General features: G+C 40.2%; 12 protein-coding genes and 1 riboswitch. Of the genes, 7 read left to right on the top strand and 5 right to left on the bottom strand.

Features of this window, described 5'->3' with window-relative positions:
• Positions 1-281: 281 nt before the first annotated feature.
• The 5 genes from GVK91_RS05705 to GVK91_RS05685 all read left to right on the top strand — a co-directional run bounded on the left by GVK91_RS05705 (position 282) and on the right by GVK91_RS05685 (position 7,027).
• Positions 282-803, top strand: coding sequence for a 30S ribosomal protein S16 (locus GVK91_RS05705; protein ID WP_153844340.1), 522 nt, complete (start codon positions 282-284; stop codon positions 801-803).
• Positions 804-922: 119 nt separating this feature from the next.
• The gene (gene rimM, locus GVK91_RS05700; protein WP_075994448.1) at positions 923-1,447 is read left to right on the top strand and encodes a ribosome maturation factor RimM; all 525 of its coding nucleotides are present in this window, start codon (positions 923-925) and stop codon (positions 1,445-1,447) included.
• Positions 1,448-1,550: 103 nt separating this feature from the next.
• Positions 1,551-2,402: a hypothetical protein gene (locus GVK91_RS05695; protein ID WP_159727420.1), complete on the top strand. Its 852-nt coding sequence runs from the start codon at positions 1,551-1,553 to the stop codon at positions 2,400-2,402.
• A gap of 218 nt (positions 2,403-2,620) precedes the next feature.
• A riboswitch (SAM riboswitch) is annotated at positions 2,621-2,723 on the top strand.
• Positions 2,724-2,793: 70 nt separating this feature from the next.
• Positions 2,794-3,750, top strand: coding sequence for a methylenetetrahydrofolate reductase (locus GVK91_RS05690; protein WP_153844338.1), 957 nt, complete (start codon positions 2,794-2,796; stop codon positions 3,748-3,750).
• A 247-nt stretch (positions 3,751-3,997) separates the two neighbouring features.
• Positions 3,998-7,027, top strand: a complete 3,030-nt coding sequence (locus GVK91_RS05685; protein WP_159727418.1) for a DUF2723 domain-containing protein — start codon at positions 3,998-4,000, stop codon at positions 7,025-7,027.
• A gap of 146 nt (positions 7,028-7,173) precedes the next feature.
• Here the strand turns inward: GVK91_RS05685 and GVK91_RS05680 are convergent, their stop codons facing one another.
• From GVK91_RS05680 to GVK91_RS05660, 5 genes are all read right to left on the bottom strand, one after another.
• Positions 7,174-7,839, bottom strand: coding sequence for an OmpW family protein (locus tag GVK91_RS05680; RefSeq protein ID WP_088163182.1), 666 nt, complete (start codon positions 7,837-7,839; stop codon positions 7,174-7,176).
• Positions 7,840-8,300: 461 nt separating this feature from the next.
• Positions 8,301-9,971, bottom strand: a complete 1,671-nt coding sequence (locus tag GVK91_RS05675) for a glutamine--tRNA ligase/YqeY domain fusion protein (protein ID WP_182330657.1) — start codon at positions 9,969-9,971, stop codon at positions 8,301-8,303.
• A 178-nt stretch (positions 9,972-10,149) separates the two neighbouring features.
• A complete protein-coding gene (locus tag GVK91_RS05670; protein ID WP_153844335.1) occupies positions 10,150-10,797 on the bottom strand; it encodes a carbonic anhydrase in 648 nt (215 codons plus the stop codon).
• Positions 10,798-11,006: 209 nt separating this feature from the next.
• Positions 11,007-12,551 carry a SulP family inorganic anion transporter gene (locus tag GVK91_RS05665; protein WP_153844334.1) on the bottom strand — a complete coding sequence of 515 codons (1,545 nt, stop codon included), beginning with the start codon at positions 12,549-12,551 and terminating at the stop codon, positions 11,007-11,009.
• A 245-nt stretch (positions 12,552-12,796) separates the two neighbouring features.
• Positions 12,797-13,132 carry a hypothetical protein gene (locus GVK91_RS05660; protein WP_227550064.1) on the bottom strand — a complete coding sequence of 112 codons (336 nt, stop codon included), beginning with the start codon at positions 13,130-13,132 and terminating at the stop codon, positions 12,797-12,799.
• Between the two features lie 168 nt (positions 13,133-13,300).
• Between GVK91_RS05660 and GVK91_RS05655 the strand changes: the two genes are divergently transcribed.
• Both GVK91_RS05655 and GVK91_RS05650 read left to right on the top strand, forming a co-directional pair.
• Positions 13,301-14,842, top strand: a complete 1,542-nt coding sequence (locus GVK91_RS05655) for a helicase HerA-like domain-containing protein (RefSeq protein ID WP_153844333.1) — start codon at positions 13,301-13,303, stop codon at positions 14,840-14,842.
• Positions 14,843-14,976: 134 nt separating this feature from the next.
• Positions 14,977-15,888, top strand: coding sequence for a sugar phosphate nucleotidyltransferase (locus GVK91_RS05650; RefSeq protein ID WP_153844332.1), 912 nt, complete (start codon positions 14,977-14,979; stop codon positions 15,886-15,888).
• The last annotated feature ends 4 nt before the right edge of the window (positions 15,889-15,892 follow it).

Raw genomic sequence — 15,892 nt, 5'->3', positions numbered from 1 at the left:
CATCCTGTTTACATTTGGTAAAGATATCCTTTTGAATAAAGGAGCTGTTTTGTGCCTTGATTTTGAAAAGTTTGTTGTAGCTGCTGTATGGAAGCAAGAAAAGACGAAGGTCTAAGGGGTAGGTGTTACGGTTGAAAGAGCTTGTTGATAAGAGCTAACCCTGTCGTTTTCAGTGAAGTTTTATTAAATTATAATGATGATTAAAAAAAAATAACTATCTTTGCATCCCCTCTAGTATGAAGCTCGGGGGATATGTTGAATACATAAAATAAAATTAAAAAATGGCAACTAAAATCAGATTGCAAAGACACGGTAAAAAAGGACGTCCTTTTTACCACGTAGTCGTAGCGGATTCTCGCGCTCCACGTGACGGTAAATTCATCGAACGTATTGGTTCTTACAACCCAAACACAAATCCAGCAACTATCGTTTTGGATTTTGAAAAAGCTTTGGATTGGATGAATAAAGGTGCTCAACCAACTGACACTGCTCGCGCTATCCTTTCTTACAAAGGTGTTCTTTACAAAAAACACTTGCAAGGTGGTGTGAAAAAAGGTGCTTTTGATGAAGCTGCTGCTGAAGCTAAATTTACAGCTTGGACTGAAGCTAATGATGCAAGAATCACTGGTAAAAAAGATGGTTTAGCACAAACTAAAGCTGAAACTAGAAAAGCTGCTTTAGCTGCTGAAGCTAAGAAAAAAGAAGAAAAAGCTGCTGCTGTAGCTGCTAAAAATGCTCCTGTAGCGGAAGAAACTGCTGCTGAGGAGACTGAAGCTCCTGCATCAGAAGAAACTGAAGGTTAATTCTTTCATAAAGTATTCGAGAAAGCCGACTCAATCTTGAGCCGGCTTTTTTTGAAACAGCCAATAGGCTAATGGTTTGCCAAATCATGTCTCACAGCTAATCGCTAAATACGAAATATATGACTATTGATCAAAGCTTTTACATCGGTTACATCAGTAAAACAAGAGGTCTTAAAGGAGAAGTACAACTGTTTTTTGAATTCGAGGAATACGAGAGTTTGAATATCGATGTTGTCTTTGTGGAAGTGAACAAAAAGCTTGTTCCTTATTTTGTTGATACCATTAAATTTCAAAAAAATAGTACAGCGTATGTGACATTTGAGGATGTGGATCATATCGATAAGGCTCAAGTACTTGTCCGTAAAAAGCTATATCTTTCCAATGATAAGATGCCCGAGCGCGATCCAGATGATTTTAGATATACTGATTTAATCGGTTTTTTAGTGATTGATGAAAACCATGGTGAACTGGGGCAAATAACAGATGTCCAGGAATTTCCACAACAATTTGTCGCCTCGGTAAATATGGACGGTAAAGAACTGATGTTCCCGTTGTCTGATGATTTGATCTTAGGAATCGATGGCGAAGAGGAGATCATTGAAGTTGAATTGCCAGAAGGCTTGGTGGATCTTTATAAAGAATAAGCATATCCCCGAGCTTATTCAAATAAATAGCAGTATACGAACTATTGCAGTAATTTCTTATCTTGGTCTGTATATTATTACTGGCCATAATTATTGATTGATTTTGAAACCGTTATTACTGCTGCTATTCGTATTCTCGTTGTCTTCTTGTGCTTTCTTTGGGAAGAAAAAGGACTTTCCTGAAGGCAATTACCAAATGATATTGGGCTATTCAAATGAAGAGTATCATAAAGTAAAAAGAGAATCACCCCAAAATGTCGAGGCAGATACCTATGGTAATGATCCTACGATATATCGGTCCTTTCTCTCTCTCCATGATAAAGACAAGTTTGTCATGGCGATCGATGATATCTTACTCTTCGGTAAGTATAGATTCAACGGCGATCGATTAGAATTGACCGATGAGAAAAAAGGTAGCCTCGCATTAGATATTATTAAGGTAAAAAGCGATTTTGTTCAGCTGAGAGGTGATTTTTCACAGTTTAGCTCAGCACGTATACCCACTAGCGAAAGACTTTATATCAACTTTGCGTTAGATAAAACCCCTATCCGGGAGACCCCCAGCAAATTTGATAGCCAAGTGAATCTATGGCGAAATGCCCCTGTAAAATCAGAAAGTGAAAAGGAGATAAAAGCTAGGGCATTGAATTTTGTAGATTATTCTATCGCTTATTTCCAACACATATCAAGTTCTGGTACACATCACGATTATCGAATGGATGGTGTTGAATCACCCATTATTTATGCTGAGAATGGCATTGTGCTCAAGGCATGGGCAGATGTTCCCGATTCTTGGAAGGAATTATTTTACAACGAAAAAAATGCATTAGTCGCCTATCAATATTTATTTGATGGTTTTAAATTTGGATCGAAAGAGGAGTACCATGTTACAGGACTCTTATTGATCACATTTTATCTCAAAAATCTACGGAATTCCCTGGCAGCGAATCTTTAGCCAATCCTGTTGTGGCATAGTCAATCTCTTCGCTGTCGATGATCCTCGATCGTTAATTTTATCTGTTTTTTTAAGTCTTTTACTTTTGGTGGAGCGTAAATTCCTGTTGTTGACTGGGAATAAACCTGAAGCCGCATTTATTGCAGTCTTTTTGCCGCTATTTTTGCCTTTTCGAAAAAATATTTTTGTCTTTTGATTTTTTAAAACGATATTAGCAACGCTTATAGAGAAAGGCCGAGGGACTAGACCCGTTGAAGCCTTAGCAACCTGTATTGTTCAAGGTGCTAAATTCTACCCTACTCCATGTGGGAAAGATAAGTTACATGTAGATAAACGATTCCTCGACTTGTGCGTTTCGATGTAAGCCAACCAAACTAAAAACAGTTTTTTAATGAAGATTATCGATCATATCCAGAATGCCAAAGGAAAAACATTGTTTTCTTTTGAGCTATTGCCACCGGCGAAAGGGCAGGGCATCCAAAGTATTTTTAAAACCATGGATGAACTGATGGAGTTTAAACCTCCTTTTATCGACGTAACCTACCATCGGGAAGATTATATCTATAAAGAGCATGCGAGTGGATTACTGGAACGCGTTTCCTATCGTAAACGTCCTGGGACAGTGGCGATATGTGCTGCAATCATGAATAAATATAAAGTAGATGCGGTGCCCCATTTGATATGTGGTGGTTTTACAAAAGAGGAAACTGAAAATGCCCTGATCGATTTGAACTTCCTGGGGATAGATAACGTCTTGGTATTGCGGGGAGATGCACGTAAAGGCGATGCCGATTTCATACCGAGCGATGGTGGACATGCTTTTGCAACAGACCTATTGGAACAGGTAACTGATATGAATAAAGGAAAGTATCTGCATGAAGACATTATCACATCGGAAAAGACTGATTTTTGCATCGGAGTAGCGGGATATCCCGAAAAGCATTTTGAATCGCCAAATTTCAATACTGATTTTAAATATCTGAAACAAAAAGTCGATATGGGAGCAGAGTTTATTGTGACTCAGATGTTCTTTAATGTTGAGAAATACAAAGAGTTTGTAACAAAATGTAGAGACAATGGAATCCATGTGCCTATTATTCCAGGATTAAAACCATTGACAACGAAAAAGCAGTTGGTGACCTTACCAAGGATATTTCATTTAGATATTCCGGAGGAACTGAGCGATGCTGTTTCAGCATGTAAAACGAATGCCGACGTCAGACAAGTCGGTGAGGAGTGGTTGGTGCAACAATGTCAGGAGCTGATTAAATTTGGCGCTCCGGTATTACATTTCTATACGATGAGTAATCCTGGTCCAACAAAGAAAATTGTTGAAAAACTAGCCTAACTCATAAAAATAATACGAAAAGGGAGCCAATAAGCTTCCTTTTTTTATTGTAATATTGGTTGTGAAAGCCCGAAATAAGTCCATAATTTCGATAGTGTGGTTTAGGTCGGTCTCTATATTCAGGGTTGAGTAGCCTGTTTATAGTCAGATACTTGTGTTAAATAGTGTTAATTAACTTATTGGAGTCAGGATAACTTTTTAACTTAAAGTGCTAAAAAGGATTTTAACAATAGACCAAATTGACCTTATGAAGTACACTAGATTAAATTCTCTACTCGGCTTTGCTTGCGGACTAATTGCTACATGTGTATATATCGCCACCGTTGAAAAGACGGTAAGCTGGTGGGATTGTGGTGAATTTATTGCCTGTGCCTACAAGCTAGAAGTGGCACACCAACCGGGAGCACCATTATTTCTTCTTATTCAGAATATATTTTCCAACCTGGCTTTTGGTAATGCAGGTAAAATTGCCTATTGGATGAATATTGGATCCGCAATCTGCAGTGGGCTTACTGTTACATTTTTATTCTGGACGATAACAGCAATTGCCAAAAGGATACTCAACAGGCAAGAGAAAGTTCAATTATCGAATTATTTCCAAATTTTTGCTGCGGGTTTAGTTGGTGCAATGGCTTTCTGCTTCAGTGATTCATTCTGGTATTCGGCTGTTGAATCTGAGGTATATGCGATGTCTTCATTGTGTACAGCGATTGTTTTTTGGGCAATTTTAAAGTGGGAAGTGCGTGAAGATGAAGAAGGTAGCGATCGTTGGCTGGTTTTTATTGCTTTTGTTATGGGCCTTTCAATCGGAGTGCACCTATTAAATCTGTTGGCAATCCCGGCTATAGCGATGGTTGTCTATTTCAGGAGAGCAGGGCAGGTTAATGCGAAAGGTACAGTAAAAGCTTTCTTGGTAGGAGTGCTGATCTTGGGGGCCGTTTTGTGGGGAATTATTCAATGGTTGGTCGGTCTCGCAGCTAAGGTAGACCTCTTGTTTGTAAACTCGCTAGGTTTGGGCTTTGGCTCAGGCATCTTCTTCTTTTGTCTGCTGTTGGGGAGCTTCCTCATTTATGGGCTATATTATTCTTATAAAAAGCGGCAATACACACTGCATACCGGGTTGCTGGTTTTTTGTTTTATTCTATTTGGGTATAGCTCCTATACCATGGTTTTGATCCGTGGAAAAGCGAATCCCTCGTTAAACAATAATGCGCCGGACAATGTGTTTTCTTTTTTGGGTTATCTGAGCCGGGAGCAATATATCCGGGAGCCTTTACTCAAAGGACCCAACTATGATTCACAAGTCGTTGGTGTAGAGAGTAAAACCGGTTATCGCAAAGATGAATCAGGGTATATTCCTTTTAGTCAGGTCGATAAGTATACGTTTGATAAGGAAACCTTCTTTCCCCGCATATATAGTCAAGATGGAGCCCATCAGGCTTATTATAGGAGTTACCTCAATTTGAAGGAGGGGCAGCAGCCACAATTCTCGGATAATTTTAAGTTCTTTTTTAATTTTCAACTGGGCGATATGTACACCCGATATTTCTTGTGGAATTTTGTCGGTAGACAGAATGACAGGCAAGGGTATGGGACCTATAGTGACGGCAACTGGTTGTCGGGGATTAAACCATTGGATAATTGGCGTTTAGGAGGGCAAGATAAAATATCCCAATCACAGAAGCATGACCCGAGCCGGAATACCTATTTTTTCCTTCCATTGCTATTGGGAATAGCCGGAGCGATCTGGTTGTATCGAAACAATAAACCTTATACCTTGGTCTTGACCTTACTGTTTGTGTTTACGGGAATAGCGATCGTTGTTTATCTCAACCAAACTCCCATGCAACCTCGGGAACGAGATTATGCTTACGTAGGATCTTTTTATGCGTTTGCGATCTGGATCGGATTGGGAGCAATAGCATTTGTTCGGTTTCTCAATCGTTTTGTACAAACACGGTATGCGTTAGCGACAGGTATTTCTTTCGCTTTATTGGGCGGTCCCATTATTTTGGCCCATCAAAATTGGGATGATCATAATCGTTCTGAAAAATCGCTGGCAAGGGATATGGCACGTAATTATTTAGAATCCTGTGCTCCAAATGCTATTCTATTTACCTATGGAGATCATGATACATTTCCTGTTTGGTATTTGCAAGAAGTGGAAGGAGTACGTCCGGATGTTCGGGTTGTGGTATTAAGTTATCTGACTGGCGACTGGTATATGCAACAGGCCAAGCAGCCGACGTATCAAGCGGCAGGTCTTCCCGTGACGATCCCAGCTGAAAAGACAAAAAAAGGCGTTCGTGATTATATCCCTTTTGTGGATAGACAACTTGACAATGCGGTAGATATACAGCAACTATTACAGTTTGTCACATCGGATGATCCCGAGTATAAAGTTCAGTTGAATTCCGGTGATATGGAAAACTATTTCCCTTCCAAGAAGGTCCAATTGCGCATTGATAAAGAGGAGGTGGTTAAGAAAAAAGCGGTTCCGGCTTATTTTCAGAGTGCTATTGTTTCTGCAATGGAATGGGAAATTCCGAATGATCATCTGACCAGGGCGGATCTAACCTTGTTATCGGTGCTTGAAAATAACCATTGGGACAGACCAATATATTTTTCGAACATGCTGCCAAGTGACATTAAATTGGGCCTGGATAAATACCTGGTCAATGAAGGCTTTACTTCCCGATTGATGCCCGTCGCTGCTACAGATCAGTCGACAGGAAAACGAAATGAGCAGGCCGGGCTAGTTAACATGGAAGCATTATATAACAATATTATGCATACGTATCATTGGGGCAATGTTAAAAATGCACAGTATTTAGATACAGATTCGTTTCGCTTTACAAGTATGTACGCCCGTGATATATTTGGAAAAGCCGCCCGGATGCTCTTGGCCAATGGTCAGGTCAAACAAGCTGGGGAAGTAGCAAAAAAAGCATACGATCAATTACCAGATCGCGTATATGCGATGTCGGATGCCATCAATTATGCCGATATTATCGACAGTCTATATCGTTCGGGACAACCTCAGCTAGCCAACAGGATGATGGACCGAAACCTTGATTATGTGGCTGAAAATATGGAGTATCTACATCAGTTGGTGTCGGATAAGAAAAACCTGAGCTTCGAGTGGAATGATATTCAGACCGGTTTGGACTCTGTAGACCGGTATAAGGCTATTTTATTGGAAGCAAAAGATACCAAGCGATTGGCACGTGTTGAGCGCTTGAGACAGCAATATCAAAATTGGTACGGAGTAGAATAATTTTGATGACGCACTGAACCAAATTTACGCGGTCTGCCTAAACGGTAAATTGACTGCTATACTTGAGGTAAAAAAACCAGATGAGGCCTCTTCTAAAATATTGGAAGAGGCCTCGATACATATAGGATAGGGAATGAGCCAAATGATTAGAATTTCATGCCGACTCCAAAGCCGAGCAGGAAGGGATTGATGTCAACTTTTGCCGGTATGGATAAGTTAGGTGCAAGATTTGATGCATCAACATTGACATCTGTTTTTAAAAGAATATACTTCGCATCCAAATTCACGAAATATTTTTCAGATAGCTTAAAATCAATTCCCAGCTGAGTCGCAAAACCGAAAGCATTATCGTATTTTACATTTTTTACCGTTTGTCCCGCGTTGACGCTATAGAATATTGTATAATTTATTCCTGCACCTACATAAGGTTTAATGGCACCATCGGGGAAGAAATGATACTGAGCTGTCAGTGTAGGTGGAAGGAGCCATACACTGCCAAGATCGACATTGCTGGATGAACTGCCACCAATGGCAGTTAAATTTGAACCTGTTGTATTAACTTTATGTTTTGTAGTCCCAAGAATCAATTCCGCCGCAATGTTTTTTGTGAAGAAATAGGTGAAGTCCAGTTCAGGGATAAATTTTGTATTGATGTCGACGTCTCCGCCTATAGTATTAATATTGGCCGATTCGTTTGGCATGACTGTCACACCTCTGAGTCTCATTTGCCAGCGTTGATTGGGGATTGTTTGTGCCTGTAAACTTAGTGCGCCTAGGGTGAGTGTTAGTGCAATTAAAAGTAGCTTTTTCATATCATTAAGGGTATTTTGTTTGCTGTAAAACTATTGCTAAAATCACGGCAAAAGAGTGACGATAATCAGGTTGAAAAATGAATGATACGATGTTTTTCTTATTGCAGATGATGTACCTTTATAAATTACTGCTGTAAAAAAAAGAGAAGTACGGGAGGGCATAAATCGTCTCTTGTAGTTTTTCAGTTCGAAGAAAGTAAAAGAGCAGGCAGTTTTCAAGCAGTTATCTGGATTGAGAACGGGCTAATCTGATAAAAGGTGGTCATTTTCGAGCAGGAGTGGATTCTTTGCGAAGCTTTATGCTATGAGCGCTGATGTTTCAAGAGGTTGACAGAGGTGTAGTTTAGCAAGATTGATGGGGATATAAATCCGGCATGCTGGGGAATATTGGGGATAAGAATACACTATAAAAAGAAGAGGTTGGAATCACTTCCAACCTCTTCTTTTTATGGGTTACGGTTTTACGCGTTTTTCTTTACTTCCTTACCCCAAGAGTCTTTTAATGTAACCGTACGGTTAAAGACTAAATGAGCTGGAGTTGAATGTGTATCTAAGGTAAAATACCCCAATCGTATAAACTGATATCCTTTCCCCGGCGTTGCATTCGCAAGATCCGGTTCAATGTAAGCACGTTCAATAATATGTAGGCTTTCCGGATTGATCGATGCTTTAAAATCTTCTGCAGCAGCAGGATTTTCATCATTGAACAATCTGTCGTACAATCTCACTTCGGCTTCTTTTGCATGTGGAACCGAGATCCAGTGGATTGTTCCTTTTACTTTTAATCCCGAAGTGTCTTCTCCTGATTTTGAGTTTGGAACATACGTACAATGAACTTCCGTTACATTGCCGTTTTCATCTTTCACAAAATCATGACAGGTGACGATGTAAGCATGTTTCAAACGTACGGAAAGCCCAGGGCCTAAACGGAAGAATTTTTTTGGTGCATCTTCCATAAAATCATCGCGCTCTATCCAGAGCTCTTTTGAAAATGGAATGGAGCGTGAACCTTCACCACCTTCGACTTCTGGATTGTTCTCACCGACAAGATCCTCTACCTGACCATCAGGATAGTTTGTGATCACCAATTTGATTGGATCAAGAACAGCCATTCTGCGCCATGCCGTTTTGTTGAGATCCTCACGGATACAAAATTCCAAAAGACTGACATCGATCATGTTTTCACGTTTTTGAACACCGATTTTTTCACAGAAGTTGCGGATACTCGCAGGTGTGTACCCTCTTCTGCGTAATCCTGAGATCGTAGGCATACGCGGGTCGTCCCAGCTTTCAACAAACTTCTCATTGACTAACTGCAGCAATTTACGTTTACTCATGACGGTATAAGTCATATTCAAACGTGCAAATTCGTATTGTTTAGAAGGGAAAATCTCCAATTTATCAATACACCAATCATAAAGTGGACGGTGTGGAATAAATTCCAGCGTACAGATCGAATGTGTAATTTTCTCAATGGAATCTGATTGTCCATGCGCAAAATCATACATCGGGTAGATACACCATTGATTCCCTGTTCTGTGATGATGTGCATGTTTGATGCGGTATAACAAAGGATCACGCAAATGCATATTCGGGCTAGCTAAATCAATCTTTGCGCGTAGCACTTTTTCACCATCTTGGTATTTACCGGCACGCATAGCCGCGAATAAGGTTAGATTTTCCTCAATAGACCTATCGCGATAGGGAGTTGGAACACCCGGTTCTGTTGGGGTACCTTTTGCTGCTGCAATTTCTTCAGCAGTGCTGTCGTCGACATAAGCTAGACCTTTTTTAATTAGATCAACGGCATAACTATATAGTGTCTCGAAATAATCTGAAGTATATAATTCCTCTGCCCACTGGAATCCAAGCCATTGAATATCTTTCTTGATACTTTCAACATACTCAGTGTCCTCAGTGACAGGGTTAGTGTCATCAAAACGTAGATTAGTCTTGCCATTATACTGCTGTGCTAATCCAAAATTCAAGCAGATGGATTTGGCGTGACCAATGTGGAGGTAACCATTTGGCTCAGGAGGAAAACGTGTCAATACACGTCCGCCATGCTTCCCTGTACGAAGATCCTCTTCGACAATTTCCTCGATAAAATTTAATGATTTTTCTTCACTCATAATACAAAGTTAATTATTCGCCGTGAAATATTAGCTAGGAGATCGTAGATATTCGGCTTAGCATGAGTGGTTGAATATGCCAGCTGTATCTGTTGGAATGGAGAGACTTAATAACGTTGGGATATGAAATAAAAAAGGGACGAAACTTCGTCCCTTTTTACCGATTGTTATTACTACTCTATTTATAAGCGAAGACTTCACCTAGCTCATCATTATTGGTAAAGGTACAGTGTTGATCGATCAATTCTCCCGTGCCGATATTGATAATCATTCCATGTATCGCAAGATCATTACGCTCTTTCCATGCGTTTTGGATAATCGACGTCGCACAAAGGTTGAAAACCTGTTCTTGTACGTTGAGCTCGATTAAGCGATTTACTTTTTTATCATGTTCCTGGATCGCATCGATCTCTGCGCTATGTAAGCGATAGACATCCTTGATATGGCCCAACCAGTTGTCGATAATACCATACTGCTTACGGCTTAAAGAAGCCGCAACACCACCGCAGCCATAGTGACCAGCGATAATCACATGTTTTACTTTCAGCACATTCACGGCATAGTCTAATACGGAAAGCATACTCATATCCGAGTGAATAACCATGTTGGCAATATTACGGTGAACGAAAACCTCCCCCGGCTTTGTACCTGTCAATTCATTTGCGGGTACACGGCTATCTGCACAACCGATCCAAAGAATTTCCGGATTTTGACCTTTAGCAAGTTGTTGGAAGCGTCCCGTAGCGTCATTCTTTACAAATTCCATCCACTCTTTATTTCCCTTTATGATATTGTCAAATCCTATTTTTAAATCTTTATTTTCCATATTCTTCTTATTTCACTCTTGCCCAAAGGCATCGTTTCGATTTTATTATAATAATACAAATGTCTAAATTCATTGTTTACTTCAAACAACTTATTTTTTATTGAAAATCTGTTCTTGATGTTCAATAATCCTTCCTCTTATTTCAACCAAGGATTGCTGGTAGAACGATGGAAGGTAATGGCTTACGCGATACGTGGAAAACCTTTCCCTTATGAGGAGGGTTTTTTATAGACAACCTGCAAAAGCTCGATGTCTTTTCCCTTACTTCTCGCGTTCTGCTCAAAATCTTTTATGACTTCGATGACATCCTTGTCTATAAATTTACTGAATGTTCCATCGATGCGGATCTTACTGATAGATTTTGGTAAGCTGTATAATTTCTGTTGGATCGGAACCTTGTTCAAAAAGGATACTTCCTCCGCTAATGTAATGACGGCCTTATCTTCTTCATTGTCTTTTTCAACATTATATTTGAAAGCATTTTTCATATTTGCTCTCAAAATATAGAATGTCGCCACGACAATACCTATTCCTACACCCATAAGAAGATCGGTAAACACGATCGCTACTATGGTGACAAAAAATGGAATAAATTGATCTAAGCCCTTTTTGTACATCGAGGTGAATAGACTTGGTTTGGCTAATTTATATCCTGTATGGAGAAGGATAGCTGCAAGACAGGCCAAAGGAATCATATTCAGCATTGTTGGGATAGCGAGCATAGCGACCAATAGCCACATACCATGCATGATAGCAGACTGTCTCGTTTTTCCACCTGCATTGACGTTTGCTGATGAGCGTACGATAACGGATGTCAATGGTAGACCGCCTAGAAGTCCACTGGTCATGTTACCGATTCCTTGTGCAACGAGTTCACGGTTGGTTGGCGTATTTCTTTTGTAAGGGTCTATTTTATCAACCGCCTCGATGCTCAATAAGGTTTCTAGGCTTGCAATAATTGCAATCGTAAATGCAGCTATCCACACCTCTTTGTTGACAATCTGTGTGAAGTCCGGTAGGGTAAATAATCCTGTGAGTTCCGCAAAAGAACCTACAATAGGGACCAAAACAAATTGTTTGTCATGCAATTGGAACGCTGAGCCGTTGAAAAAATAAGCTAAGCTTACGCCCAGAATCACGACAACCAATGGGGCCGGAATCTTATTAAGCTTTGGAATAGATGGCCAGAAGATTAGGATTGCCAATGATAGTGCACAGATGATTAATGCCCCAAAGTTGATCGCAGAGGCGATCGTATCAAAATAGGCGCCAATACCATGTCCATTGTCCATTTCGAAGGCATGTGTTTCCACTAAGCCCAATGCCAAAGGAATCTGCTTCATGATAATTGTGATACCGATCGCAGCAAGCATACCTACAATGACCGCTGAAGGGAAATAATTGCCGATCATCCCGGCTTTTAATATGCCAAGAATGATCTGTACTACACCAGCGATCACGACGGCAAGTAGAAAGGTTTCATATGCACCTAGGCTCTGAATAGCACCTAAGACAATAACGGTAAGGCCTGCAGCTGGCCCACTTACACTGAGTGGTGATTTACTGATTGAAGCGACAACGATTCCACCAATTACACCAGTCAATAATCCTGCAAACAATGGCGCACCAGAAGCCATTGCAATTCCCAAACATAATGGAAGTGCCACCAAAAACACCACAACACTAGCAGGGAAGTCATATTTTAAGTCTCTTTTCGATAGTTTCAGAAAAGCCGACGTACGAGTTCCAAACATAAAATTTGTGTTTATCTATAAATAAAGTTTTCATCAGGCAACCTTTAGCTAGCTGTAGCTTTGTATCGTTATATCATATGACCTTCAATAGCATTGACAAAGCGTCTTGCTGAGAAAGCTCAACGATAAGATTCAACCAAGCTAAAGCAGATAAGGTTACTTCAGAAAAATCAAGGATACCGCACATGCTTTATCTTTTGCATGCGGGTCGATGGAAATACATCCCTAACTCAGGGATGCCTGTATTAACAGTTAGGAGGCGGTGTTGGAACCGTAGGATGGAAAGCTAAAATGCTTTTCTCATTTTTAAGATAATTCTTCTGTTTTCCTTGGTTCTCAACGGTAATGGTTTCAAATACAATAGGTTCTTCTGTTTTTGTATTGAAAAATTTTGAGGCGGTTTCAAGTGTATCGTTACTTGCACCGTTATTGTTTTCGATTTCCAGTTGTAAAACGACTTGTAAGATGGTGCTTCGATCTAAGCTGTTGGAAAAAATAGGCGAAATAGAAATGGCCATCTTTGTGAAAAAGATGATAGCACAAAGGAATGCTGCCACAAATCTAAATCTCTTATTTAACATTTTTTATTACCTTTAATCTTACTGTTTTACATCGTAAAAATAGTAATTCTATGTTAAATTCAAATTAATAGTGCACTAAAAATAAAATTTGGCACGAAATTGTGACGAAGAGATTATTTTTTGAAAAGTTTTCAATTTTTTTTGATTTATAAATATTAAGCCTTTCATATGGCAAATAAAGAACAATTTATTGAGAAGGTCCAGGCCTCCTATAATCCCAAAGGAGCATTTATCTATCTGGGAGCGGGAATGCTCAATGGTGAAATTTTGGCTGAAGCGAAAGTGAATTTAGCCTTGAAAATGATGAACCGTCACGGACTTATTGCCGGGGCCACCGGAACCGGTAAAACGCGTACGTTGCAATTGATCGCCGAACAGTTGTCGGATGCCGCTGTACCTGTATTTATGCTGGATGTCAAAGGCGATCTATCAGGCTTAGCAGAACCAGGTGTCACCAATCAGGCCCTTATTGATCGGGGAAACGCTGTGGGGGTGCCGTTTGAGCCGTCGTCGTTTCCCGTTGAACTGTATTCACTTTCTGGCAATAAGGGGATTCCTATGCGGATTACCGTAGAAGATTTCGGACCGGTCTTGCTGGGCCGGATCCTGGAGCTCAATGAAACACAAACAGGGGTATTGGCCGCGATGTTTAAATATGCGCAAGATCATCAAATGCCATTGATCGATTTTTCAGATACTAAAAAACTGCTAAGCTACCTTTCAGAAGGACCCGGTAGCGAAGAAATCAAAAGCGATTATGGTAAGATTAGTTCCGCCAGCTCGGGAACTATCCTGCGTAAGATCGTCGCCCTGGAGCAGCAAGGTTTGGCTCATATCTTTGGCGAGAAAGAGTTTGATATCAACGATTTGTTTCAAAAAGTAGATGGTAGGGGCGTGATTAGCCTGTTGAATATTTCCGATGTGCAGGATCAGCCCATACTGTATTCTACATTCTTATTGAGTTTGTTGGCACAATTGTTTAAAAATATGCCCGAAGTTGGCGACCTGGATAAACCGAAGCTGGTCTTTTTCTTTGATGAAGCCCATCTGCTGTTCAACGGAGCTCCTAAAGCCTTTTTGACACAGGTGGATCAGATTATTCGTCTTATCCGTTCGAAGGGGATTGGTGTTTTCTTCTGTACACAGTCTCCAACCGATGTGCCGGAGTCTGTATTGGCGCAATTGGGAAATCGGGTACAGCATGCATTGCGTGCCTTTACACCCAATGATGCTGAAAACTTAAAGAAGACAGTTAAAACGTATCCAAAATCTGATTTTTATGAAATTGATCAGGTGTTGACCGCTTTGGGGACGGGACAGGCATTGATTACCGTATTGAATGACAAAGGTATTCCTACAGAGGTTGTTGCTACGCATTTGGTACCGGCACGTGCCGTGATGGGGCCTGCAGCTGATGCAACAATCAACCAGATTATCAATCAGTCTGATTTGAAAGCTAAATACCAGGAGCGACAAGAAAATCGTTCTGCAGCTGAAATCATAGATGAAAGAATGCAGGCAGCGGAGCAGGAACAACAACGTGCGGCACAGGAAAAAGAAGCAGAGAAGGCAAGTCGGCCTTCTTCCAGAAGACAGACGCCTTTGGAGGCTGCACAACGAACTGCGACAACGACTCTAGCACGGGAAGGAGTTAAGTTTTTGGGTAAATTAGCGACGGGTTTATTAAACGCATTCTTAAAAAAGAAATAACAATAATTTTTTGATTCTTTTCGTTTCAATACTATACCTTTGAAGGTGGAGCTGAACTTAGCTAGATTTGCTTTTAAGGGCAAATTTAGCTAAGTTTGCGGACGAAAAGAAAATTCTATTAACGCAATTTAAATATGAGTAAACCAACCCTTTTGATTTTGGCAGCAGGAATGGCTAGCCGGTATGGTTCTTTAAAACAAGTAGACGGTTTTGGCCCACACGGCGAGACAATTATTGACTATTCAATTTACGATGCCATTCGCGCAGGATTTGGAAAAGTTGTATTCATTATCCGGGAAGAATTTCTGGAAAAGATGAAATCGGTATTTGATGAAAAATTGAAAGGTAAAATAGAAGTAGATTACGCTTTTCAAGATTTTGACCTAACGAAATTCGGTGTTAGCCACGTTATCGAAAGAACTAAACCTTGGGGTACTGCCCATGCGGTGATGAGCGCTAAGGATAAAGTGCATGAACCTTTTTGTGTAATCAATGCAGACGATTTCTATGGCTCGGATTCTTTTCAAAAAATGGCCCAATTCTTAACAACCGAAGTCTCTGACGAGCAAATGTCATTGATGGGCTTCCAGGTAGGAAATACCATGTCTGATTATGGTTATGTTTCACGCGGAGTATGTGAGGTTACCCCTTCTGGACACATGGAAAGTGTAACTGAACGTACAAATATATACTACAAAGGTGAAGGTGACGATCGTAAAATCGTTTATGAAGAAAATGGTGTTGAAACAGATCTAGATCCAAAAACCCGTGTTTCGATGAATTTTTGGGGTTTTACACCAAAGATTTTCGAAGTGGCGCAGGCGATGTTCCCTGCATTTGTTGAGGAAAATAAGGAGAATTTAAAAGCAGAATTTTTCATTCCTTCCGTACCGGATTATATGGTGAAACATAAGTTGGCTGATTTTAAAGTGATTCCAACTTCTTCGAAATGGTTTGGCGTAACTTATAAAGAAGATAAACCTATCGTACAAGAATCGATTTCGAAATTAGTAGCTGATGGAATATATCCTGAAAAGTTATTTTAAGAGC

This window comes from Sphingobacterium sp. 18053 (genome assembly GCF_902706145.1).
Taxonomy (GTDB): Bacteria; Bacteroidota; Bacteroidia; order Sphingobacteriales; family Sphingobacteriaceae; genus Sphingobacterium; species Sphingobacterium paramultivorum.
The sequence above is the reverse complement of the archived record's forward strand: the minus strand, read 5'-3'. Positions and strand labels throughout refer to the sequence as shown.

Bases quoted from the DNA above. Each gene is read 5' to 3' on its own strand.
- GVK91_RS05650 (WP_153844332.1), top strand. From the start codon at position 14,977: ATGAGTAAACCAACCCTTTTGATTTTGGCAGCAGGAATGGCTAGCCGG.
- GVK91_RS05680 (WP_088163182.1), bottom strand. From the start codon at position 7,839: ATGAAAAAGCTACTTTTAATTGCACTAACACTCACCCTAGGCGCACTA.
- GVK91_RS05670 (WP_153844335.1), bottom strand. From the start codon at position 10,797: ATGGAAAATAAAGATTTAAAAATAGGATTTGACAATATCATAAAGGGA.
- GVK91_RS05690 (WP_153844338.1), top strand. From the start codon at position 2,794: ATGAAGATTATCGATCATATCCAGAATGCCAAAGGAAAAACATTGTTT.
- rimM (WP_075994448.1), top strand. From the start codon at position 923: ATGACTATTGATCAAAGCTTTTACATCGGTTACATCAGTAAAACAAGA.
- GVK91_RS05660 (WP_227550064.1), bottom strand. From the start codon at position 13,132: ATGTTAAATAAGAGATTTAGATTTGTGGCAGCATTCCTTTGTGCTATC.
- GVK91_RS05675 (WP_182330657.1), bottom strand. From the start codon at position 9,971: ATGAGTGAAGAAAAATCATTAAATTTTATCGAGGAAATTGTCGAAGAG.
- GVK91_RS05705 (WP_153844340.1), top strand. From the start codon at position 282: ATGGCAACTAAAATCAGATTGCAAAGACACGGTAAAAAAGGACGTCCT.
- GVK91_RS05685 (WP_159727418.1), top strand. From the start codon at position 3,998: ATGAAGTACACTAGATTAAATTCTCTACTCGGCTTTGCTTGCGGACTA.
- GVK91_RS05655 (WP_153844333.1), top strand. From the start codon at position 13,301: ATGGCAAATAAAGAACAATTTATTGAGAAGGTCCAGGCCTCCTATAAT.
- GVK91_RS05665 (WP_153844334.1), bottom strand. From the start codon at position 12,551: ATGTTTGGAACTCGTACGTCGGCTTTTCTGAAACTATCGAAAAGAGAC.